This is a genomic window from Streptomyces sp. B21-105 (genome assembly GCF_036898465.1).
Lineage (GTDB): Bacteria > Actinomycetota > Actinomycetes > Streptomycetales > Streptomycetaceae > Streptomyces.
In genome coordinates, this window is record NZ_JARUMJ010000001.1 from 5,799,901 (window position 1) to 5,819,251 (window position 19,351).

Annotated in this window: 19 protein-coding genes; 10 read left to right on the forward strand and 9 right to left on the reverse strand. The window is 72.2% G+C overall.

From position 1 onward, the window contains the following. Positions 1-199: 199 nt before the first annotated feature. The 7 genes from QA802_RS26280 (at position 200) to QA802_RS26310 (ending at position 7,094) form a co-directional block, all read left to right on the forward strand. The gene (locus QA802_RS26280) at positions 200-1,726 is read left to right on the forward strand and encodes an ABC transporter ATP-binding protein (RefSeq protein WP_334534897.1); all 1,527 of its coding nucleotides are present in this window, start codon (positions 200-202) and stop codon (positions 1,724-1,726) included. Beyond that, on the forward strand, positions 1,723-2,850 hold the full coding sequence (locus tag QA802_RS26285; RefSeq protein WP_334527348.1) for an ABC transporter permease: 1,128 nt from the start codon (positions 1,723-1,725) through the stop codon (positions 2,848-2,850). Before QA802_RS26280 ends, QA802_RS26285 begins: the two co-directional genes overlap by 4 nt. Next, on the forward strand, positions 2,850-4,133 hold the full coding sequence (locus tag QA802_RS26290) for an ABC transporter permease (RefSeq protein WP_334527351.1): 1,284 nt from the start codon (positions 2,850-2,852) through the stop codon (positions 4,131-4,133). Before QA802_RS26285 ends, QA802_RS26290 begins: the two co-directional genes overlap by 1 nt. After that, positions 4,130-4,531, forward strand: coding sequence for a cytidine deaminase (locus tag QA802_RS26295; RefSeq protein WP_334527354.1), 402 nt, complete (start codon positions 4,130-4,132; stop codon positions 4,529-4,531). Before QA802_RS26290 ends, QA802_RS26295 begins: the two co-directional genes overlap by 4 nt. Before the next feature lie 156 nt (positions 4,532-4,687). Further along, a complete protein-coding gene (locus QA802_RS26300) occupies positions 4,688-5,971 on the forward strand; it encodes a thymidine phosphorylase (protein WP_334527357.1) in 1,284 nt (427 codons plus the stop codon). A 132-nt stretch (positions 5,972-6,103) separates the two neighbouring features. Further along, on the forward strand, positions 6,104-6,688 hold the full coding sequence (locus QA802_RS26305; RefSeq protein ID WP_334527360.1) for a Uma2 family endonuclease: 585 nt from the start codon (positions 6,104-6,106) through the stop codon (positions 6,686-6,688). A 19-nt stretch (positions 6,689-6,707) separates the two neighbouring features. Continuing rightward, positions 6,708-7,094 carry an STAS domain-containing protein gene (locus QA802_RS26310; protein ID WP_334527363.1) on the forward strand — a complete coding sequence of 129 codons (387 nt, stop codon included), beginning with the start codon at positions 6,708-6,710 and terminating at the stop codon, positions 7,092-7,094. On the opposite strand, the gene QA802_RS26315 is transcribed toward QA802_RS26310, so the two are convergent. From QA802_RS26315 to QA802_RS26325, 3 genes are all read right to left on the reverse strand, one after another. Continuing rightward, on the reverse strand, positions 6,978-7,994 hold the full coding sequence (locus QA802_RS26315; protein WP_334527366.1) for a sigma-70 family RNA polymerase sigma factor: 1,017 nt from the start codon (positions 7,992-7,994) through the stop codon (positions 6,978-6,980). The genes QA802_RS26310 and QA802_RS26315 overlap by 117 nt on opposite strands. Before the next feature lie 139 nt (positions 7,995-8,133). Then, positions 8,134-9,285, reverse strand: a complete 1,152-nt coding sequence (gene dnaN / locus QA802_RS26320) for a DNA polymerase III subunit beta (protein WP_334527369.1) — start codon at positions 9,283-9,285, stop codon at positions 8,134-8,136. A 110-nt stretch (positions 9,286-9,395) separates the two neighbouring features. After that, complete coding sequence (locus QA802_RS26325) at positions 9,396-10,691, reverse strand: MFS transporter (protein ID WP_334527372.1); 1,296 nt, start codon at positions 10,689-10,691, stop codon at positions 9,396-9,398. Positions 10,692-10,754: 63 nt separating this feature from the next. On the opposite strand from QA802_RS26325, the gene QA802_RS26330 reads away from it, so the two are divergent. Further along, positions 10,755-11,717 carry a LysR family transcriptional regulator gene (locus tag QA802_RS26330; RefSeq protein WP_334527375.1) on the forward strand — a complete coding sequence of 321 codons (963 nt, stop codon included), beginning with the start codon at positions 10,755-10,757 and terminating at the stop codon, positions 11,715-11,717. 350 nt (positions 11,718-12,067) lie between these two features. Here QA802_RS26330 and QA802_RS26335 read toward each other — a convergent pair whose 3' ends face one another. Further along, entirely contained in the window at positions 12,068-12,832 is a 765-nt protein-coding gene (locus QA802_RS26335) for a prolyl oligopeptidase family serine peptidase (RefSeq protein WP_334527378.1), read from the reverse strand. 113 nt (positions 12,833-12,945) lie between these two features. Here QA802_RS26335 and QA802_RS26340 point away from each other — a divergent pair, with 113 nt between their 5' ends. Further along, complete coding sequence (locus tag QA802_RS26340) at positions 12,946-14,070, forward strand: adenosine deaminase (protein WP_334527381.1); 1,125 nt, start codon at positions 12,946-12,948, stop codon at positions 14,068-14,070. Between the two features lie 177 nt (positions 14,071-14,247). Continuing rightward, positions 14,248-14,601 (forward strand): ATP-binding protein, encoded by a 354-nt coding sequence (locus QA802_RS26345; RefSeq protein ID WP_334527384.1) that lies wholly within the window; start codon positions 14,248-14,250, stop codon positions 14,599-14,601. Between the two features lie 98 nt (positions 14,602-14,699). On the opposite strand, the gene QA802_RS26350 is transcribed toward QA802_RS26345, so the two are convergent. The 5 genes from QA802_RS26350 to afsQ1 all read right to left on the reverse strand — a co-directional run bounded on the left by QA802_RS26350 (position 14,700) and on the right by afsQ1 (position 18,898). Then, entirely contained in the window at positions 14,700-14,903 is a 204-nt protein-coding gene (locus QA802_RS26350; protein WP_334527387.1) for a PspC domain-containing protein, read from the reverse strand. Between the two features lie 93 nt (positions 14,904-14,996). Further along, on the reverse strand, positions 14,997-15,548 hold the full coding sequence (locus tag QA802_RS26355) for a VanZ family protein (protein ID WP_319164466.1): 552 nt from the start codon (positions 15,546-15,548) through the stop codon (positions 14,997-14,999). 457 nt (positions 15,549-16,005) lie between these two features. After that, complete coding sequence (locus QA802_RS26360) at positions 16,006-16,632, reverse strand: hypothetical protein (protein WP_334534899.1); 627 nt, start codon at positions 16,630-16,632, stop codon at positions 16,006-16,008. Between the two features lie 2 nt (positions 16,633-16,634). Beyond that, positions 16,635-18,224, reverse strand: coding sequence for an ATP-binding protein (locus QA802_RS26365; protein WP_334527392.1), 1,590 nt, complete (start codon positions 18,222-18,224; stop codon positions 16,635-16,637). Continuing rightward, positions 18,221-18,898: a two-component system response regulator AfsQ1 gene (gene afsQ1 / locus QA802_RS26370; protein WP_334527395.1), complete on the reverse strand. Its 678-nt coding sequence runs from the start codon at positions 18,896-18,898 to the stop codon at positions 18,221-18,223. The genes QA802_RS26365 and afsQ1 overlap by 4 nt, the downstream gene beginning before the upstream one ends. Between the last annotated feature and the right edge of the window lie 453 nt (positions 18,899-19,351).

Sequence of the window (19,351 nt, forward strand, 5' to 3'; positions counted from 1 at the left end):
CTGAGGCTCGCCGCCTGACCCCGGCTCGACGAGGGGGGTGCACGACAACCCCTCGTCGAGCCATAACAATGTGTCAACTCTACGCGTGTAGCACGGAGTTGCCGCGCTAGCGTCGCCGACGCCTGCCCTCCCCTACGCAGCCCCTTTTCCCCGAGGAGAGTGCGCCATCAACGCGTCCAGCCCTCCCGCTGCCGTCGAACTGCGCGGCATCACCAAGCGATTCCCCGGCGTCGTCGCCAACCGCGACATCGACATCACGGTTCGCACCGGCACCGTCCACGCCCTGTGCGGTGAGAACGGCGCCGGCAAATCCACCCTGATGAAGATCCTCTACGGCATGCAGCAGCCGGACGAGGGCACCATCACCGTGAACGGCGACCAGGTCACCTTCAGCAACCCCGCCGACGCCATCGCACGCGGCATCGGCATGGTGCACCAGCACTTCATGCTCGCCGACAACCTCACCGTCCTGGAGAACGTCGTCCTCGGAGCGGAGAAGCTCCACGGCATCGGCGCCAAGGCCCGGACGAAGATCAGGGAGATCTCCGACGCGTACGGCCTGAACGTGCGGCCCGACGTCCTCCTGGAGGAGCTCGGCGTCGCCGACCGCCAGCGCGTGGAGATCCTCAAGGTCCTCTACCGCGGCGCCAAGACCCTCATCCTCGACGAGCCCACGGCCGTCCTGGTGCCGCAGGAGGTCGACGCCCTCTTCGACAACCTGCGCGAGCTGAAGGCCGAGGGCCTCACCGTCATCTTCATCTCCCACAAGCTGGGAGAGGTCCTGTCCGTCGCCGACGAGATCACCGTCATCCGGCGCGGCACCACGGTCGGCACGGTCGAGCCGGAGAACACCACCACCAAGCAGCTCGCCGAGCTGATGGTCGGCAGCGAACTGCCCACGCCGGAGACCGAGGAGTCCACGGTCACGGACGTCCCGCTGCTGACGCTGGCGGGGCTGCACCTCACGCAGACGGACCTCGACGGCGTCGAGCGGATCATCCTCGACGACATCTCCTTCACCATCCACAAGGGCGAGGTCCTCGGCATCGCCGGCGTGGAGGGCAACGGCCAGTCCGAACTGGTCGAGGCGATCATGGGCATCCGCGCCCCGGACGCCGGCGCCATCACGCTCGACGGCGCCGACATCTCCCACGTCCCCACCCGCAACCGCCGCGAGGCCGGCGTCGGCTACATCCCCGAGGACCGCCACCGCCACGGCCTGCTCCTCGAGGCGCCGCTGTGGGAGAACCGCATCCTCGGCCATGTCACCGAGCGACCCAACTCGCGCGGCCGGCTGCTCGACATCAAGGCCGCCCGCACCGACACCGACCGCATCGTCAAGGCGTACGACGTCCGCACGCCCGGCATCGACGTGACCGCCGCCTCGCTGTCCGGCGGCAACCAGCAGAAGCTGATCGTCGGCCGCGAGATGAGCCACGCGCCCAAGCTCCTCATCGCCGCCCACCCCACCCGCGGTGTGGACGTCGGCGCGCAGGCCGCGATCTGGGACCACATCCGCGAGGCGCGCCGCGAGGGCCTGGCCGTGCTGCTGATCTCCGCCGACCTGGACGAGCTCATCGGGCTCTCCGACACCCTGCGGGTGATGTACCGCGGCCGGCTGGTCGCCGACGCCGATCCCGCCACGATCACCCCCGAGGAGCTGGGCTCCGCCATGACGGGTGCGGCCACCGGCCACCTGGAGCACGCAGAGGACGACGCCCGATGAAGAAGCTGACCTCAAGGATCGACAAGGAGCGGCTGCTCCTCGGCATCGCGGCCCCGCTGCTGGCGATCGTCACCGCGCTCGTCGTCACCGCCCTGGTCATCCTCGCCACCGGCAAGAACCCGGGCGCGGCCTTCAGCGACATGCTGACCTACGGCTCCGCGAGCGACAGCCAGGTCTACATCCTGAACAAGGCGACGACGTACTACCTGGCGGGTGTCGCGGTGGCCATCGGCTTCCGCATGAACCTGTTCAACATCGGCGTCGACGGCCAGTACCGGCTCGCCGCGTTCGTCGCCGCCGTCCTCGGCGGCGCGCTGACCGTGCCCGGCTGGATCGCGATCCCGCTGATCATCCTGTGCGCCATGGCGACCGGCGCCCTGTGGGCGGCCATCGCGGGCATCCTCAAGGTGACCCGCGGCGTCAGCGAGGTCATCTCCACGATCATGCTGAACTCGATCGCCACCGCGATCATCGCCTACCTGCTGCAGCCGGGGAAGCTCGCCGAACTGCAGAGCGGCGGCACGGTCGTCTCGACCGACCCGCTGCCGAAGTCCTCGTACTTCTTCACCATCGACACCGGCGCGGCCGGTGTGCTGTGGGGCTTCATCGTCGTCGCCGTCCTCGTCGGCGTCGCCTACTGGTTCGTGCTCGGCCGCACCCGGTTCGGCTTCGACCTGCGCACCGTCGGCCAGTCCGAGAGCGCGGCCACCGCGAGCGGTGTCTCCGTCAAGAAGATGGTCGCGACCAGCATGATCATCTCGGGCGCCGTGGCCGGTCTGATCGGCATGCCGACCCTGCTCAACGACAGCCACCAGTTCAGCAACGACTTCCCGTCGGGCATCGGCTTCACCGGCATCGCCATCGCCCTGCTCGGCCGCAACAACCCGGTCGGGATCGCGCTCGGCGCGCTGCTCTGGGGCTTCCTGGAGCGCACCACCAACCACCTCGAGTTCGAGGGGTACGACAAGGAAATCCTCGGCGTCATCCAGGGCGTCATCGTGCTGTGTGTCGTCATCGCCTACGAGCTCGTCCGGCGCTACGGCCTCAAGCGTCAGCAGCAGCGGGTCGGCGCCGAGCTCGCCGCCCAGGCCGCCGCCCCGACCCAGAAGCAGGAGGTGGCGTGATGACTGCCACGATGACCGACACGCCGCCCCCCGCGGCGCCCAAGGCGGACACCGGCGGCCGGTCGGGCCGCTCACTCGGCCGGATCCTGATGATCGTCGCCGGCGCGCTGCTGCTCGTCGCCGCGGTCCGCGTCATCACCGGCTCCAACCAGCTCACCTCCGAGGGCCAGGTCTCGGCCGCGCTCGGCCTCGCCGTGCCCATCGGCCTCGCCGGTCTGGCCGGCCTGTGGTCCGAGCGGGCCGGCGTGGTCAACATCGGCCTCGAGGGCATGATGATCCTCGGCACCTTCGGCGCAGGCTGGATCGGCTGGCAGTCCAACCCCTGGCTCGGTCTGCTGTGCGGCGTCGGCTTCGGCGTCCTCGGCGGCCTGGTGCACGCCGTCGCGACCGTCACCTTCGGCGTCGACCACATCGTCTCCGGCGTCGCGGTCAACCTGCTGGCGCTCGGCACCACCCAGTACCTCGCCAAGCTGTTCTTCTCCGAGGGCGAGCCGGCCGAAGCGGGCGGCAACCCCAAGCAGTCCCCGCCCGTCGAGTCGCTGCCCCACATCGACGTGCCCGGACTCTCGGACGCCCTGCAGTCCGTCGAGAAGCACCACTGGTTCCTGCTCTCCGACATCGCGGGCATCCTCGGCGGCCTGGTCACCGACCTGTCCGTGGTGACGCTCCTCGCCTTCCTGCTGTTCGTCGGCAGCTGGTGGCTGCTGTGGCGCACCCCGTTCGGCCTGCGACTGCGCTCCTGCGGTGAGAACCCGATCGCCGCGGAGTCCCTCGGCGTCAACGTCTACAAGTACAAGTACGCGGCCGTCGCCGTCTCCGGCGGCCTCGCCGGCCTCGGCGGCGCCTTCCTCGCCCTGGTCACCTCGCACACCTACCTCGAGGGCCAGACCGGCGGCCGCGGCTACATCGGCCTCGCGGCGATGATCTTCGGCAACTGGCGTCCCGGCGGTCTGGCCATGGGCGCGGGCCTGTTCGGCTACTCCGACGCGCTGCAGCTGCGCAACGGCGGCGAGACCGTCCACGCGCTGCTGCTCCTGCTGGTCGTGCTCCTCGCGGGCCTGGCCGGCTGGAAGCTGTACCGCAAGGCGCACTGGCAGGCCGGGATCAGCCTCATCGTGGCCGCGCTCGTCCTGGTCTGGTACCTGTTCACCGACGAGGTCCCGAGCGACTTCGTGGGCGCCACCCCGTACGTCGTCACCCTGCTGGTGCTGTCGCTGTCCGCGCAGCGGCTGCGCATGCCCAGGGCTGACGGCATGCGCTACCGGAAGGGCCAGGGCAAGTGACCCCGGCCGCCGACGTCGACTGGGAGGCGCTGCGCGAGGTGGCCCGGGAGGCCATGTCCCGCGCGTACGCCCCCTACTCCGGCTACCCGGTCGGTGTGGCGGCGCTCGTCGACGACGGCCGGACCGTGTCCGGCTGCAACGTCGAGAACGCCTCCTACGGGCTCGGCCTGTGCGCCGAGTGCGGGCTGGTCTCGCAGTTGCAGAACACCGGCGGCGGCCGGCTCACGCACTTCACCTGCGTGGACGGCCGCGGCGAGATCCTCGTCCCGTGCGGCCGCTGCCGCCAGCTGCTGTACGAGTTCGGCGGCCCAGGCCTCCTGCTGGAGACGCCGGCGGGGATCCTGCCGCTCGCGGAGATGCTCCCGCAGGCATTCGGCCCGGACCACCTCACCAAGTAGTTCCCGCGCGGCCCCTCTGACTGGCGCAGAGGGGCCGCGCACTTTCTCCCCCCCGTCTCCACCCGTTTCTCCCCCTGTCTTGTCGCACCACCGTCGCACCACCGCGCACCACCGTGCATCACCGCGCACCACCGTTGCATCACCGGAAGGAAAGCCATGGCCATGGACGCCGTCTCCGTCATCCGCACCAAGCGGGACCGCGGTGAGCTCAGCGACGAGCAGATCGACTGGGTCATCGACGCGTACACCGGCGGTGAGGTCGCCGACTACCAGATGGCCGCCCTCAACATGGCCATCCTGCTCAACGGCATGAACCGCCGCGAGATCGCCCGCTGGACGGCCGCGATGATCGCCTCCGGCGAGCGCATGGACTTCTCCGCCCTGTCCCGCCCGACCGCCGACAAGCACTCCACGGGCGGCGTCGGCGACAAGATCACGCTGCCCCTGGCCCCCCTCGTGGCGGCCTGCGGCGCGGCGGTCCCGCAGCTCTCCGGACGCGGCCTCGGCCACACCGGCGGCACGCTGGACAAGCTGGAGTCGATCCCGGGCTGGCGCGCGCTGCTCTCCAACGAGGAGATGCTGTCCGTGCTGGACGGCACCGGCGCGGTGATCTGCGCCGCGGGCGACGGTCTCGCCCCGGCCGACAAGAAGCTCTACGCGCTGCGGGACGTGACCGGCACCGTCGAGGCCATCCCGCTGATCGCCTCGTCCATCATGTCCAAGAAGATCGCCGAGGGCACCGGCTCGCTGGTCCTGGACGTGAAGGTCGGCACCGGCGCCTTCATGAAGACCATCGAGGACGCCCGTGAGCTCGCCTCGACGATGGTGGGCCTCGGCACCGACCACGGTGTGAGGACGGTCGCCCTGCTGACCGACATGTCCACCCCCCTCGGCCTCACCGCGGGCAACGCCCTCGAGGTCCGCGAGTCGGTCGAGGTGCTGGCCGGCGGCGGCCCGGCGGACGTCGTGGAGCTGACGATCGCCCTGGCCCGCGAGATGCTCGACGCGGCCGGGATCAAGGACGCCGACCCGGCGAAGGCGCTCGCCGACGGCTCGGCGATGGACGTCTGGCGGCGCATGATCGCGGCCCAGGGCGGCGACCCGGACGCCGCGCTGCCCACCGCGAAGGAACAGCACGTGGTGAAGGCGGGCGCCTCGGGCGTCCTGACCCGCCTCGACGCCTACGACATCGGCATCGCCGCCTGGCGCCTCGGCGCGGGCCGCGCCCGCAAGGAGGACCCGGTGCAGGCGGGCGCCGGCGTCGAACTGCACGCCAAGCCCGGCGACACGGTCACGGCCGGCCAGCCGCTGCTCACCCTGCACACCGACACCCCGGAGCGCTTCGCGTACGCGCTCGACGCGGTGGACGGCTCCTACGATGTCGCCGCCCCGGGCACCCCGTTCACGGCCTCCCCGGTCGTGCTGGAACGCATCGCCTGACCTGGCCTTACCTGACCTGCGGCCGGAGGTCGCCGGTGTCACAGCCCCCTTTCGGGTGAACGGGATCGGTGGACCTCCGCCGGTCCCGTTCGGCATGCTGGACTCGGTGACGCACCGATCAAGGAGACCGCCATGAGCGCACTCACCGTGGGCCACGACCCCGAGCAGAGCTGGGACGACCTCGTCCGGTTCTGGGAGGAGATGGAATGGCCCGAGGGCAGCAAGGTGGAGATCATCGAGGGGATCGTCACCGTGTCACCTGCTCCCGCTTACCGCCACAACGTCATCGCGGCACGCATTCAGCGCCGCCTCTACTCAGTCATCCCCGAGGACTGGGAAATCTTCCAGACGCTGGCCATCGCCGTGCCGTCGCGGCTGGGCATGCTCATTCCGGACCTCGTGGTGGCCCCCGTGCGGGAGCACACGGAGGCGGACAGCCACATCCCGGCCGGACTGGCCGAACTCGTCGTCGAGGTCACCTCGAAGTCCAACGCGCGGCACGACCGCATCAGCAAACCCGCCGCCTATGCCACCGCGGGCATCCCCTTCTACCTCCTCGTCGACCGCTGGGCTCCCGAAGGCCCCAGTGCGACCCTCTACGGAGAACCGCGCGGCGACGTCTACCGCCTGCTGAGCACGGCGAAGTTCGGCGAGCCGCTCAAGCTTCCCGCACCCTTCGACCTCGTCATCGACACGAGCGAGTTCCCCGCTGAGTAGGTCCTGCCGCCGCCTGGCGATGAGTCGGGGTGTTGCGCACGGTCTACCGATCGTGGAAGCGACGACACCCCCCGTGCTCACCCTGACCGGCCCCGTCACCCGCGGGCAGGCGGCAGGGCTGGGCGACGCCGTGCGCACGCTGCTGGCCGGCACCGAGACCGCAGTGGTCGTCTGCGACGTGGCCGGGATCGGGCCGCCCGGGCTGCTCACCGTCGACCTGCTGGCACGGCTCCAGCTGGCCGCCCGGCGGGCCGGGGGCCGGATACGGCTGCGCGGCCCCGACCCCGCGCTACGCGCCCTGCTCCACCTGGTCGGACTCCCCGTCGAGGTGGAGGGGGAGGTCGAAGAGGGGGAACCAGCGCTGGGTGTCGAGGTAGAAGTGGAACCCGGTGAGGCGGCCCTCTGAGATCTCCAGGATCTGCACGGCCCACGGGGTGAACCCGCCCTTCTCCGGGTCCGGCTTGTACTGGGCGAACCCCGGCAGACCGTTGACCTCGACCGGCAGCAGGCGCGAGCCCTCGCAGGCGGAGCCGAACGTGGTCATGAAGCCGGTGATGTCGTCGTGCCCGGTCAGCCACAGGTCGAACGGCGGCATCGTCATGACGGCGTCCTCGTGGAGCAGGGCCGTCAGCGCCGTCATGTCATAGCCCTCGAAGGCCGCCACATAGCGGTCGAGGAGCTTTTGCTGCTCCTCGTCGAGCGGGTCCGACACCGCCGCGTCCGCGCCGGACTCCTTGCGCTCGGACAGGGTGGCCCGCGCCCGCTGCAGCGCGCTGTTGACCGAGGCGACCGAGGTGTCCAGCAGTTCGGCGACCTCGCTCGCCCGCCACGCCAGCACCTCCCGCAGGATCAGCACCGCCCGCTGCTTCGGCGGCAGCTGCTGCAGCGCGGCCATGAACGCCAGGCGTACCGACTCCTTCGCGACCGCCGCCTCGGCCGGGTCCTCCACCGTCGGCAGCACACGGGCGTCGGGCATCGGCTCCAGCCAGGTGTTGTCGGGACGGGGTGAGAGCGCGGCCCGGGCGAGGGGGGTGGGCCCGGAGAGGTCCATCGGCCGGGCCCGCTTGTTGCCCGCCGTCAGCATGTCCAGACAGACGTTGGTGGCGATCCGGTACAGCCAGGAACGCAGACTCGAGCGGCCCTCGAACCGGTCGTAGCTCCGCCAGGCGCGCACCAGAGTGTCCTGCACCGCGTCCTCCGCCTCGAAGGACGAGCCGAGCATGCGGTAGCAGTAACCGGTCAGTTCCGTCCGGTGCTTCTCCAGTGCGACGTCGAGCTCCGTCGTCGTCGCCGTGCTGTCGCCCATCGCCAACCCACCCCTGTGGCCGTCCTGTCACGCGTCTTCGCGCCCAGCACTTCGGAAGCTACCGCAGCCCACTGACAACGGCCTGCCGAGTCGGCGAAAGCGCAGGTGGACGCCCTGCCCGAGCCCTTGCGGCCGCCCATCAGACCAACTGCTTGACGGACATCAGCAGGTGCCGGTGGCTCTCCGGCGCGTCCGCCGGGCTCAGCAGCGCCCGCTGGCCGGTCCCCAGCAGCTCCACCCGCAGCCGTGCCGCCCCGAACGACGACAGCGCGTCCAGCAGATACGCCGGGTTGAAGGCCACCGTGACGTCCTCGGCGCCGGTCAGCGCGGCCGGCAGCCGCTGCGCCGCCACGTCGTCGCCGTACCCGGCGCGCAGCAGCACCGACTCCGCCGAGAAGTCCAGCCGCACCGGACTGTTCGCCTCCGCCACCACCGCGACCCGGCGCACGGCCTCCGTGAGCGCCTCGCACTCCACCTCGGCGACCGTGGCCTCCGCCATGTCGAACAGCTTCCCGTACGACGGCAGCCGCCCGTCCAGCGGCCGCAGGACCGTCCGCATCCGCCCGCCCTCGAACCCGACCGGCCCGCTCCCGACCGGCCTGCTCCCTCCTGGCCCGCTCCCGGCGGCCCCGTCGAGGCCGATCCGCACGGTCCCGCACCGGGCGAGCGACCGGGCCGTGTCCAGCAGCCGCCGCGCCGGCAGCAGCGCCTCCACCACGCCCCCGTCCGCCGCGTCCGGCTCCGCCCTCCACTCCAGCCGCCGCACCGCGTACCGGTAGCGGTCCGACGCCGACAGCGTCATCTCCTCGCCCTCCAGGCGCAGCTGGACGCCGGTCAGAACCGGGAGGGTGTCGTCGCGGCCCGCGGCCACCGCGACCTGCGCGACGGCGGTCGCGAACGCGGCCGCGTCGACGGCGCCGTACGCCTGCGGCGGCGCGGGCGGGACGGGGTACTCCTCGTGCGGGAGGGTCGACAGGCCGAAGCCGGTGCCGCCCGCCTCGACCGTGAACCGCGTCCCCTCCAGCGCACAGCTCACCGGCCCGTTTGGCAGCACCTTGCAGATGTCCAGCAGCCGCCGCCCGAGGACGAGCACCCGGCCGCCGGCCCCGACCTCGGCGTCCGCCTCGATCCGCGCGGCGGTCTCGAAGTCGAACCCCGACACGCTCAGCACTCCCGCCGACGCCTCCAGCACCAGACCGCCGAGCACCGGCACCGGCGTGCGTGCGGGCAGCGCGCGGGCCGCCCATCCCACGGCCTCGACGAGATCACCGCGGTCGATGCGGAACTCCATGGACGAACCCCCTGCGACAGAAACCGGTCAGTGGTCGCGGAGGCTATCCGCGACCACTGACAAACGACTCTGAGCAGGACGGACGGGGACCGGGACCGGGAAGGGAGCCGTCAGGCGACGGCCGGCGCCTCCCGGCGCGCCGCGCGCGTGCCGGCCACCGTGATCGCGACGACGCCGAGCACCGCGACGAGGCCCACGCCGACCGTGCCGGCCCAGCCGCCCGAGTGGAAGGCGATCGCCCCGACCGTGGAACCGGCGCTGGAGCCGACGTAGTACGCGGACTGGTAGAGCGCCGAGGCCTGGGCGCGGCCGGTGGTCGCCGTCCTGCTGACCGCCGACGACGCCACCGCGTGCCCCGCGAAGAAGCCCGCCGTGATCAGGACCAGGCCCAGCAGCACCGACGCCAGCGAGTCCGCCAGGGACAGCAGCAGGCCCGCCGTGGTCGTGCCGCCCGCCAGGTACAGCGTGCCGCGCCGTCCCAGCCGGCCGACCAGCCGGCCCGCCGTCGACGCCGACACCGTGCCCACCAGGTACACCAGGAAGATCGAGCCGACGATGCCCTGGGGAAGGGAGAACGGCTCTTCCGTCAGCCGGTAGCCGATCACCGTGTACACGCCGCCGAAGACGGTCATGAACAGCGCGCCGATCGCGTACAGCCGGCGCAGCAGCGGGTTCGCGAGGTGGCTGCGGACGGTCCGGGCCAGGACGCGCGGCGGCAGGGAGCCCGGCGTGAAGTGGCGCGGCGCCGGCAGCAGCAGCCGGAAGGCGACCGCGCAGGCCACCGCCAGCGCGCCGATCACGCCGACGGCGATCCGCCAGCCCCACTCCTGTGCGACCCAGCCGGTGATGACCCGGCCGCTCATCCCGCCGACGCTGTTGCCGGCCACGAACAGGCCGATCGCCGTGACCAGCGCCTTCGGCCGGACCTCCTCCGCGAGGTAGGCCGTGGCCGAGGCGGGGAGCCCGGCCAGCGCCGCGCCCTGCACCGCCCGCAGCACGACCAGCCAGCCCAGGGAGGGGGCGAACGGGACCAGCAGGCCCACGCCGACCGCGACCCCCAGCGAGGCCGTCATCACCGTACGGCGGCCGTAGCGCTCCGACAGGGCGCTCATCGGCAGGACGAACAGTGCCAGTCCGCCGGTCGCCGCCGCCACCGTCCAGCTCGCCTGGCTCGCCGCCACCCCGAAGTCGCCGGAGATCAGCGGCAGGAGCGCCTGCGTGGAGTACAGCAGGGCGAAGGTCGCCACACCGGCGAGGAAGAGCGCGAAGCTCATCCGGCGGTAGCCGGGGCCGCCGGGCGCCAGCCGGGAGTCGCGGGAGACGTCGGAGACGGTGGCGGTGGCGGCCGAGCGGGCGGGGGAGGCGGCGACCACGATCGTGGACGCCCCGGTACTGGCGGGAGACATGCCTCGAACCTACGGACGGTCCCGCTGATCCGTCCAATGCATGGACTCGTCATAATCGTTCCCATGGTGCATCAGCAGAGGTCGCAGGCTCGCCTGTCACGGTCCGGTGACACAGAAGCCATCGCCGACATGGCGAGGCTGCTCGCCCCGCGGCTCGCCTACTTCGCCGGCGTCGCCCGCACCGAGCACGTCACACGCGCCGCCCGGGAGATGGACGTCCCGCAGTCGACGCTGTCCCGGGCGATGGTCCGGCTGGAGCAGGACCTCGGCGTCGATCTGTTCGCCCGCCGCGGCCGGACGGTCTCCCTCACCCCGGCCGGCCGCACCTTCCTCGCCTCGGTGGAGCGCGCCCTCGCGGAGATCGAACGGGCCGCCGACGAGGTCCGGGCCGACGCCGACCCGACGGCCGGCAAGGTCGCGTTCGGCTTCCTGCACACCATGGGCGCGGAGACCGTGCCGGGCCTCCTCCACGCCTTCCGCGCCGACCACCCGCGGGTGCGCTTCAGCCTCGTGCAGAACTACGGCGAGGCGATGCTGGAGCGCCTGCGGGCGGGCGAGCTGGACCTCTGTCTGACCTCCCCGGTGCCCGACGCCCCGGACCTGGTCGCGCGCAGGCTCGACGAGCAGAAACTGCGTCTGGTCGTCCCGGCCGACCACCGTCTCGCCGCCCGCAGGAGGGTTCGCCTCGCCGAGGCCGCCGACGACACCTTCGTGACCCTGGAACCCGGCTACGGCCTGCGCCGCATCACCGACGACCTGTGCAAGGAGGCGGGCTTCAGGCCCCGGGTCGCCTTCGAGGGGGAGGAGGCGGAGACCCTGCGCGGGCTGGTGGCGGCGGGCCTGGGGGTCGCCCTGCTGCCACCGCCGGCCGTGGCCCGCCCCGGCGTGGTGGAACTGACGGTCACGGCCCCCCGGGCCGCCCGCGAGATCGGCGTGGCCTGGCTCGACGGCCATCCGGACACCCCGCCGGTGGCCGCCTTCAAGAAGTTCCTGCTGTCGAGACGCGGCAACCTGCTTCCGTCCTAGTGACGTGACCGGAGAGGTTCACCGGCTCGCGACGCCCGGCACGGCACTCCCCCAGCCTTCGGCCGGGGCTGCCCCCACGCCGCGTTGTCGCATCACCCGAGTACATCCAGTACACGGGCGATGCTCGCGCCTTGCGATGCTCACCCACTGCCTGAACGGCGTGGGAGGCGCCCCCACCACCGGACGCCGCGAGCTTCTCGGCAAACCCTTCCGGTCACGGCACTAGACACGCCTTCCCGAGCGCGGTGCCCGTGACGGGACGCCCGGCCGTGCCACCACCGGCATCCCGTTTCTACGTTTCCTCGCCGTTTCTACGGTTTCTCGCCGTTACTACCGTTTCCCAGCCGTTCCTACCGTCGCCGTAACGACTTTCCGAAACCGGCTGCCAGCGGCATGCGCAACCCCAGCGGGGGCGGGGCCGCGAGCGCGTCCTCGACGGGGCGGGAGAGGACCCTGCCGAACAGCGCGCCCATGACGAAGTCCTCGGCGAGGGCGAGGACTTCGGCGCGGTACTGGTGCAACCCGTGGCCGTCGGAGTGCACTTCGAACCGGCACACGTCCCGGTTCGTCTTCTTGGCGCGCGCGGCGAGCCGGAACGACAGCTCGGGGTCGCAGCGTCCGTCCTTGGTGCCGTGCACGAGGAGCACCCGCCGGCCCACGAGCTGTCTGACCGGCTCGGGCGGAGCCGCCAGGTCCTCCTCCGGCAGCCACGGAGCCATCGCCAGAACGGAGTTGACGGCGTCGTGGCCGGCCGCGTGCAGAGCCGCCCGCGCGCCCATGTCGACGCCGGCCAGACACACCGGGACGTCCCCGTACCGCCGCACGATCTCGTCGGCGGCCCAGGCGGCGTCGGCCGCGAGATGCGCCTCGCCGCCGTTCCAGCCGCGGTAGCGGTAGTGCACGGCGTGCACGGCCAGCCCCTCCGCGGCTCCCGCACGGGCCAGTCGGCGCCCGAGACCCCGGACGGAGGCCGCCGCCCACAGGGCGGACGGTCGGCGGTCGGAGACCTCCTCGCCGCCCGGGAGCAGCAGCACCGCTCCGCTCACCGCCGTCGGCTCCGGGCCGAGCGCCCTTCCCAGCCGGGCCGTCCGAACCGGCGTCAGTTCCTGTGCCATGGCGCAACAGTGTCAGAAGCAGTGGTGTACTCCACCTGTCCGTGCGGTCACCGTTACATATCGGCGGAGTTGTACAACGCGCGATCTACGCGCGTAGGAGTTAGAGTGCGGAAATGACGAGCCAGAGCATCCAGACGGGCATCACCCCGAGCCCGGACCAGATCCGGCGGGCGCCCAAGGTTCTGCTGCACGACCACCTCGACGGCGGGTTGCGCCCCGGCACCGTCGTCGACCTCGCCCGGAACGCCGGGTACTCACGCCTCCCCGAGACGGACCCCGACAAGCTCGGCCTCTGGTTCCGGGAGGCCGCCGACTCCGGTTCCCTGGAGCGGTACCTGGAGACCTTCTCGCACACCGTCGGCGTGATGCAGACCCGGGAGGCCCTGGTGCGGGTCGCCCGCGAGTGCGCCGAGGACCTCGCCGAGGACGGCGTCGTCTACGCCGAGGTGCGGTACGCGCCCGAGCAGCACCTCGACGGCGGACTGACCCTCGAGCAGGTCGTCGAGGCCGTCAACGAGGGCTTCCGGGAAGGAGAGCGGGCCGCCCGCGGCAACGGCCACCGCATCCGCGTCGGCGCCCTGCTGACCGCCATGCGGCACGCCGCCCGCGCCCTGGAGATCGCCGAAATCGCCAACCGCTACCGGGACCTGGGCGTCGTCGGCTTCGACATCGCGGGCGCCGAGGCCGGCTACCCGCCCACCCGGCACCTCGACGCCTTCGAGTACCTCAAGCGCGAGAACAACCACTTCACCATCCACGCCGGCGAGGCCTTCGGGCTGCCGTCCATCTGGCAGGCGCTGCAGTGGTGCGGCGCCGACCGGCTCGGGCACGGCGTGCGGATCATCGACGACATCGAGGTCGCCGACGACGGCTCGGTGAAGCTCGGGCGGCTCGCCTCCTACGTCCGCGACAAGCGCGTCCCGCTGGAGATGTGCCCCAGCTCCAACCTGCAGACCGGAGCGGCCGCCTCCTACGCCGAGCACCCCATCGGGCTGCTGCGCCGGCTCCACTTCCGGACCACCGTCAACACGGACAACCGTCTCATGTCCGGCACCAGCATGAGCCGGGAATTCGAGCACCTGGTCGACGCGTTCGGTTACACGCTCGACGATCTCGCATGGTTCTCGGTCAATGCTATGAAGTCAGCATTCATTCCTTTCGATGAACGACTCGCAATGATCAGTGACGTGATCAAGCCCGGATATGCCGAGCTGAAATCCGAATGGCTGTTCCAGTAAACCGTCTCCACCAGCGGTTCTGTGACAGAAGAAAGCTGAATGCGAAACCTTTGGCGTACGAAATACGGGCGGGTGTTCACCAACCGTCCGCATTTCGATGTTTGCCGCTGACCCCGTCCCGTGTTTACGGTCGGGAACCGCTCAGTTCCCCGTATCCCATTCGAGGACGCATTCATCATGAAGCAGTCTGCTGCCAAGACCCTCGGCGTCGCCGCCCTCGGCGCCGCCTTCGCCGCCGTCGGTGCGGGCGCCGCGAACGCCGCCCCTGCCGTACCGGACGCCACGCAGGCCCTGGACGGCGTCACCCGCACGCTGCCGGCGGAAAGCGCGACCCAGGCGCTGCCCGCCGCCGGTGAGGCGCTGACGCACGCCCAGCCGACGGTCGGCGCGGGCCTGAGCGCCGCCCAGCCGGTCGCCGGGAAGCTGCTCGCCGAAGGCCCCACCGCGCCCGTCTCCGGACTGCTCGGCGGTCTCCCGCTGCAGGGCCTGCCCACCCACGGCCTGCCGGTCAACGGAATCCCGCTGGGCTGAGCGGCGCCGCCCGCCGCACCCACCGCACACCACCACGCCGTCGGGGTGTGCCCGGTACGCACCGGGCACACCCCGACGGCGTTCTGTGCGACGGCGGGTCACCAGGCGGTGCGCGCCGCCTTGTCCTCCGACGGCAGGAGGATCCAGAGGGCTATGTAGAGCAGGAACTGCGGCCCGGGCAGCAGGCAGGAGATCACGAAGATCACACGCATCGTGGTCGCGGAGGTGCCGAAGCGGCGGGCCAGCGCGGCGCACACTCCGCCGATCATGCGGCCGTGGGTGGGGCGGGCGAGGCTGGACATCTGCGGCTCCTTCGTGAGCGTCCGGCGGGGCGGCCTTTGCGGCTGCTCCCTCTGACGACAACGCTACGGTGACGAAGGGGACGAAGCGTCGCTCTACGGGGCGATACCGACCCTGGGAATCCTCGGGGTGCGACCCTGAGCCGCCTCCCCCTGCCGGAACCCGGCACGCGCCCCGGGCTCCTCCCTGCGGCGCAGCCACCCGCGCACCGCCGGCACCACCGCGACGTGCGCCAGCGCCACGCCCGCCGTGTTCAGCAGCATCGAGTCGACGTCCGCGACCTGCCCCGGCACGCCCGTCTGCAACAACTCCACGGCCAGGGACAGCAGCGCGCCCGCCGTGACCGTACGGACCAGGGAGACGAGCGGCGAGACACGGAGCCTGCCGTGCACCAGCGGGAGCAGGAAGCCCAGCGGGGCGAACAGCCCGAGGCCTGCACCGATCCGCGCCGCCGCCTCGGGCCAGCCCAGCTGCAGATCGGCGCGGATCCCGTCGAAGGGATGCAGGTTGGCCGGCATCACCCAGGGAACGTTCAGCGGGCGCAGCGTGACCCAGGCGACGAACACGAGGTGGGCGGCCAGGAGGAGAATCCCGGTCGCGCGGATGCGGATCGCGGCGCTGCCGCCGATGGAGCCTTGACGCTGCACGCCCCCCAAGACGCGCCCCCCGGCACGATCGGTTCCGGCCCGCCGGCGCAGCACCCGGCCCGGCCCCCCGTCCCGCCGCGACACGACAGACGATGACCTGCGACGACGTCGAGCCCAGGCCCCCGAGTGAGGCGTCCGACACACCCACCCGCCACGCCGGACGGCCGGAGCGGGCCGGCACGAGGCCGACGACGGGACAACGCGGGGTCGGCAGCGGTCTCAGCAGCGGGTCGGCACGGGGCAGTGAGGTGGCGGCGCGGCCCGGGGGGCCGCCCGGCGGCAGCCCGAGGGCCGCCCGGCGACGGCCGCTTTTCAGCGGCCGCTCGTGACGGCCGACGACGGGACAACGCGGGTCGGCAGCGGTCTCGTAACCGGTCTCAGCAGCGGGTCGACACCGGGCAGCCCGGTGGCGGCGCGGCCCGGGGCCGCCCGGGGGCCGTGCGGCGACGGCGGTCCTTCAGCCGCCGCTCGTGACGGCCGACGACGGGGGTTCCGTGCTGCCGGGCCGCGAGCGGACCTCGTCGGTGCACTTGTAGCGGCGCACGGGCTCGGAGCCGGGACCGCCCAGGATCACCGAGCCGTCGCCCTCGGCCGCCGCCGAGTCGGAGAAGGTGCACACGACCTGCGCGAGCGCGTACGAGGTGAGGTCCCCGGGCGGGACGCTCAGCCGTAGCGCGTCGTCCGGGTCCTTGGCGGCCGGACCGCTCACGGTCATGGCACCGCGCACGTCCGTCGTGTACCCGGCCTCCTTCTCGGCGGCCGACGGCGACTCGGCGAGCTGGTCGAGCAGGCCCTGAGCGACCAGCGCGCGCCGCGCGGGGCCGGCCGCGCCGTCCGGTACCCGCACACTGCGGTCCACGGCCACCAGCGCCGAACCGCACAGCAGGAACACCCGCACCGGCACCCCCGCGCGCGCGGCCTGCGGCGACACGGCGAGGTCGGTGAGCGAGCAGCGCACCCGGGAGGGCGCGGGACCGAAATCGGTCGGCACCTCGGTCGCCCGGATGCCGCAGCCCGCGAGCGGACCGGCCAGGGCGGCCAGCACCGCGGCGGCGCACAGCCGTCGTACGGTCGCACGGCCCATGGTCACGATGCGTCCCCCTCGTCCAGCCCGGTCTTCACGCCCTGCTCGCCGCCCTCCGCGCCGTCCTGCTCCACCGGCTCGGAGACCCCCCGCGGCAGCCGCAGCGTGAACACCGCGCCGCCCTCCGCGGAGTTGGCGGCGGTGATCTCACCGCCGTGGATGTGGGCGTTCTCCAGCGCGATGGACAGCCCCAGTCCGCTGCCCTCGGAACGCGGCCGCGAGGCGCTCGCCTTGTAGAACCGGTCGAAGACGTGCGGCAACACCTCCTCCGGGATGCCCGGCCCGTGGTCGCGCACGGCGATGACCACCGAGTCGTCCTGCGCCGACACCGACACGCGCACCGGCGAACCGCCGTGCTTGAGCGCGTTGCCGATGAGGTTGGCGAGGATGACGTCCAGCCGCCGCGGGTCGAGCCGGGCGTGGATGCCGCGCTCGGCGGCCAGGTCGACGGCGTCCAGCCAGGCCCGCGCGTCGATGCACGCGGTGATCTGGTCGGCGACGTCGACGTCGTCCAGGACCAGCCGCGCGGTCCCCGCGTCGAAGCGGGTGACCTCCATCAGGTTCTCCACCAGGTTGTTCAGCCGCCGGGTCTCGCTGACCACCAGCCGCACCGCGGGCTCGATCATCGGGTCGATGCTGCCCGACTCGGCGTCCAGCTCCTCCTCCAGCACCTCCGCGACGGTGGTGATGGCGGTCAGCGGCGTCCGCAGCTCGTGCGACATGTCGGCGACGAACCGGCGCGACGCCTCGTCACGGGCGGCCATGTCGTCGACCCGCTTCTCCAGCGCCTCGGCGGTCCGGTTGAACGTCCGTGACAGATCGGCGAGTTCGTCCGTGCCGGAGACCCGCAGCCGGGTGTCGAGCCGTCCCTCGCCGAGTCGGCGCGCCGCGACGCCCAGCCGGTGCACGGGCTTCAGGACGGTCGTGGCGGCGGCCTGCGCGAGCAGCGCGGCCCCGACCAGCGCCAGGGCGGTGGCGATCCCCAGCGACCAGGCCAGCGAGTTGAGGTCCTTGGCCTCCGGCTCCAGCGACTTGCGCATGTAGCCGGTCGGCCCGCCCCCGTTCACTCTCGTCCCGGCCACCAGGTACGGCGTCCCGTGGTCCACGATGCGCTGCCAGTACAGGTGGTACGGCGACTTGTTGCCGCCGGTCACGTCCTGCTGCTTGTTCACCGCCGTGCGCAGCGACTCGGGGACGTCCTCCAGCGAGAACCCGTTGAGCCCGTTGGAGTTGCCGTACACGGTCTTGCCGCTGTCGTCCGCGCCCACCAGCAGCACGTTGAACCGCTGGCTGCTGTTGGCCATCTGCCCCGCGGTGTGCTGGAGCTCGTCCTGCGTGGGATGCTCCGGCAGCGAACCCGCCCGGTTCTGCATCTCCTGCTCGAAGTCCCGCAGCACCGAGCCCTGGGTGCGGGTCAGCACGGCCTCGCGGTTCAGCCAGTACGCGATGCCGGACGCGGACACGGCGGCCGTCAGCGCCACCGCGCCGAAGACCAGCACGAGCCGCAGACGCAGGCTGGTGAGACGCAGCCGTGACAGTTTTCCCTTGCGCGCCGCGGACCAGCCGCGGAGCCCCCCCTGCGGCTGTGTCACTGAGGGGCGTCCAGGCGGTAGCCGACACCACGCACGGTACGGATCAGGACCGGGGAGGACGGCACGTCCTCCACCTTGGCCCGCAGCCGCTGGACGCAGGCGTCCACCAGCCGCGAGTCGCCCAGGTAGTCGTGCTCCCACACCAGCCGCAGCAACTGCTGCCGGGACAGCGCCTGGCCGGGCCGGCGGCTCAGTTCGAGCAGCAGCCGCAGCTCGGTCGGGGTGAGCTGGAGGTCCTCGCCGTTCTTCGTGACCGTCATCGCCGCGCGGTCGATGACGAGACCGCCGAAGGTCGCCGAGTCGTTCGACTCGCGCTCCCCGCGCCGCAGCACGGCCCGGATCCGGGCGTCCAGCACCCGGCCCTGCACGGGTTTGACGACGTAGTCGTCGGCGCCGGACTCCAGCCCGACCACCACGTCGATGTCGTCACTGCGCGCGGTGAGCAGGATGATCGGCAGCTGGTCGGTGCGCCGGATGCGACGGCAGACCTCGAAACCGTCGATTCCGGGCAGCATCACGTCCAGCACGATCAGATCCGGCCGCTGCTCGCGCAACAGCTTCAGACCGTCCTCACCGCTCGCAGCGGTCGCCACACGGTGCCCCTGGCGCGTCAGTGAGAGCTCCAGGGCCGTACGGATGGCGTCGTCGTCCTCGATCAGCAACAGGGAAGGCACGGGCTCATTCTGGCCTATGAGGGTGCTGTCGTTCGACCTGTGGGTAGGTGCCGGTCCGGCCACGGTCGCAGCGGAGCGGCGTTTCCGGCGGCGCGCGCGGCGTTCGAGCGGCGCGCCAGAGGCGTGCGAGGGGCCGGGGGAGGGGGCCGGGGGAGTCCGGCGAACACCTGTGCCGGAGGCGTACGACAGTCCGGTACACGCATCGCGGACCTGCGGTTTCGTCCGCAGGCCCGGGCCTTCCCCGCGGACGGGCGGGGCCCCCTCGACGCCCGGCTCCGGTAGCCGTCCGGGCGGGGCCGAGCCGTCCGGGCGCGACGGGACGGAAGCGGCCGCCCCGCGCAGCCGGCCACGGGCCGCGGGCATGACACGAGACCGGTCGGCGCCCCGCGCGGCTTCCCGTCGCCTGGCCGTCCTGCCGTGCGGCGCCCTCACGCCGAGCCAGAGGACCGCCCC